The sequence below is a fragment of the Neisseria sp. P0009.S007 genome, from assembly GCF_051962515.1.
Map to the genome: position 1 here is coordinate 4,441 of NZ_JBQCVF010000109.1, position 2,446 is coordinate 6,886.

The window sequence follows — 2,446 nt, forward strand, 5'->3', positions numbered from 1 at the left end:
CCTGAAGATGCCGAAGCCAAACAAAAATTTGTCCGCCAATTACCCGCGGCCGACCGCTATACGCGCTTCATGACCCATACCAACGAGTTGCCGCCGCCGACACTCGCACGGCTGACCCGTCTCGATTTCCATGCCGAATGCGCGTGGGTAGCCTTCGCTTCAGACGGTCGTATCGTCGCAGTTAGCCGTTACAGCCGCATCAATCGTAATGAGTGCGAGTTCGGCATTACTTTAGCACCTGAAACACGCAAAACCGGCTTGGCCGGCAAAATGATAAGCCTCATTATCCAAACTGCCACACAGCAAGGTTATCAAATCATGAATGCGGAAATCCTCAAAGAAAACACACCGATGCTCAAACTCGCTGAAAAATCAGGATTTACCGTCACTCCATCGGAAACCGACCGCGGCCTGTATCAAGCAAGCCTCGATTTGAACGAATGGCAAAACAGCAACAAAAACAAATAAAAACTTGCATAACCCGTGTAAAATATCCTAAAATTAGCGGTTTCTATATATCCGCATTTTTCAAAAGGACTCAAAATGGTAGTTATCCGTTTGGCTCGCGGCGGCTCAAAACACCGCCCTTTCTTCAACGTAGTCGTAACTGACTCTCGCAACCGTCGTGACGGCCGCTTCATCGAGCGCGTAGGTTTCTACAACCCCGTTGCCAACGAAAAACAAGAACGTGTACGTTTCGACGCAGACCGCATCAACCACTGGGTTGCTCAAGGTGCGAAAGTTAGCGACGCAGTTGCCAAACTGATTAAAGAGCAAAAAATCGCTGCTTAATCAGCTGAAACGACCATGACAGACACTCAAACACGGGTAGCCATGGGCTACATCAAAGGTGTGTTCGGCATTAAAGGCTGGCTTAAAATTGCCGCCAATACCGAATATACCGACAGTCTGCTGGACTACCCAGAGTGGCAGTTGTGCAAGGATGGCAAAACCCTGAATGTTGTGCTTGAGGCAGGTAAAATTGTCAATGGCGAACTTCAGGTCAAATTTGAAGGTATAGACGATCGCGATCAAGCATTTGCCTTGCGCGGCTATACCATCGAAATTCCCAGAGAGTCATTCGCCCCTACTGAAGAAGACGAATACTACTGGGCAGATTTAGTCGGCATGACCGTCATCAATAAAGAAAACATTGTCCTCGGCAAAGTCAGTAACCTGATGGAAACCGGCGCGAATGATGTTTTGATGATTAAAGGCAAACACGGACAAATCCTGATTCCCTTCGTCTCCAACTATATCGAATCTGTCAATACCGACAGCAAAACTATTATCGCCGACTGGGGTTTGGATTACTGATGCTGATTCAAGCCATCACCATTTTTCCAGAGATGTTCGACAGCATTGTCGAATATGGTGTTACAGGCAGGGCAAGAAAACAAAACCTTTGGCAATTTCAAGCCGTTAATCCCCGAAAATTTGCCGACAACAAACTTGGCTATATCGATGATCGCCCCTTCGGAGGTGGTCCGGGAATGATTATGATGGCGCCGCCGCTTCAAGCAGCAATTGAAGAAGCCAAAGCAAACTCGCAAAAACCTGCCAAAGTAATTTATCTCAGTCCGCAAGGTCAGTCGCTGACACATAAAAAGGCCGCAGATCTTGCCGAACTGCCCCATCTTATTCTTCTATGCGGACGCTATGAAGGCATAGATGAAAGACTATTGCAAAGCAGTGTGGACGAAGAAATCAGCATTGGCGACTTTGTCGTCTCAGGTGGCGAATTACCCGCCATGATGTTGATGGATGCTGTCTTAAGATTGGTTCCGGGCGTATTGGGCGATATACAGTCAGCCGAACAAGACTCGTTTTCAGACGGCCTTTTAGACTGTCCTCATTACACCAAACCCGTAGAATTCCAAGGCATGACAGTTCCTGATGTCTTACGCTCAGGGAATCATGGCTTGATTGCCGAGTGGCGATTGAAACAATCACTGCGACGCACTTTAGAGCGCCGACCCGATTTATTGGAAAAGCGCAGTTTAATCCCAAAGGAATCCCGCCTCTTAAAAGAAATCTTGCAAGAGCAACAGGAAATCCAATCATAACTTAGGAAAAACAAATGAACTTGATTCAACAATTAGAGCAAGAAGAAATCGCTCGCTTGAACAAAGAAATCCCTGAATTCGCTCCAGGCGACACCGTTGTCGTATCTGTACGCGTAGTTGAGGGTTCTCGCAGCCGTCTGCAAGCATACGAAGGTGTTGTTATCGCTCGCCGCAACCGTGGCCTGAACAGCAACTTCATCGTTCGCAAAATCTCTAGCGGCGAAGGTGTAGAACGTACTTTCCAACTGTACTCTCCTACCGTAGAAAAAATCGAAGTTAAACGCCGTGGTGACGTACGTCGCGCCAAACTGTACTACTTGCGCGGCCTGACCGGTAAAGCAGCTCGCATTAAAGAAAAATTGCCTGCTCGCAAAGGTTAA

The 2,446-nt window shown here is 47.7% G+C and carries 5 protein-coding genes; all 5 read left to right on the forward strand.

Annotation, left to right across the window (positions count from 1 at the left end):
• A partial coding sequence (locus tag ACTHS3_RS09525) for an N-acetyltransferase family protein (protein WP_440367819.1) occupies positions 1-468 on the forward strand: 468 nt, incomplete at its 5' end.
• Between the two features lie 75 nt (positions 469-543).
• Positions 544-792 carry a 30S ribosomal protein S16 gene (gene rpsP / locus ACTHS3_RS09530; protein WP_003684452.1) on the forward strand — a complete coding sequence of 83 codons (249 nt, stop codon included), beginning with the start codon at positions 544-546 and terminating at the stop codon, positions 790-792.
• A 15-nt stretch (positions 793-807) separates the two neighbouring features.
• Positions 808-1,317, forward strand: coding sequence for a ribosome maturation factor RimM (rimM, locus tag ACTHS3_RS09535; RefSeq protein ID WP_070625118.1), 510 nt, complete (start codon positions 808-810; stop codon positions 1,315-1,317).
• The gene (trmD, locus tag ACTHS3_RS09540) at positions 1,317-2,066 is read left to right on the forward strand and encodes a tRNA (guanosine(37)-N1)-methyltransferase TrmD (protein ID WP_004519639.1); all 750 of its coding nucleotides are present in this window, start codon (positions 1,317-1,319) and stop codon (positions 2,064-2,066) included. Before rimM ends, trmD begins: the two co-directional genes overlap by 1 nt.
• Positions 2,067-2,080: 14 nt before the next feature.
• The gene (gene rplS / locus ACTHS3_RS09545; protein ID WP_003679470.1) at positions 2,081-2,446 is read left to right on the forward strand and encodes a 50S ribosomal protein L19; all 366 of its coding nucleotides are present in this window, start codon (positions 2,081-2,083) and stop codon (positions 2,444-2,446) included.

What these genes read in the sequence shown, in the direction of transcription:
- rplS (WP_003679470.1), top strand. Translation starts at nt 2,081, where the DNA reads ATGAACTTGATTCAACAATTAGAGCAAGAAGAAATCGCTCGCTTGAAC.
- rimM (WP_070625118.1), top strand. Translation starts at nt 808, where the DNA reads ATGACAGACACTCAAACACGGGTAGCCATGGGCTACATCAAAGGTGTG.
- trmD (WP_004519639.1), top strand. Translation starts at nt 1,317, where the DNA reads ATGCTGATTCAAGCCATCACCATTTTTCCAGAGATGTTCGACAGCATT.
- rpsP (WP_003684452.1), top strand. Translation starts at nt 544, where the DNA reads ATGGTAGTTATCCGTTTGGCTCGCGGCGGCTCAAAACACCGCCCTTTC.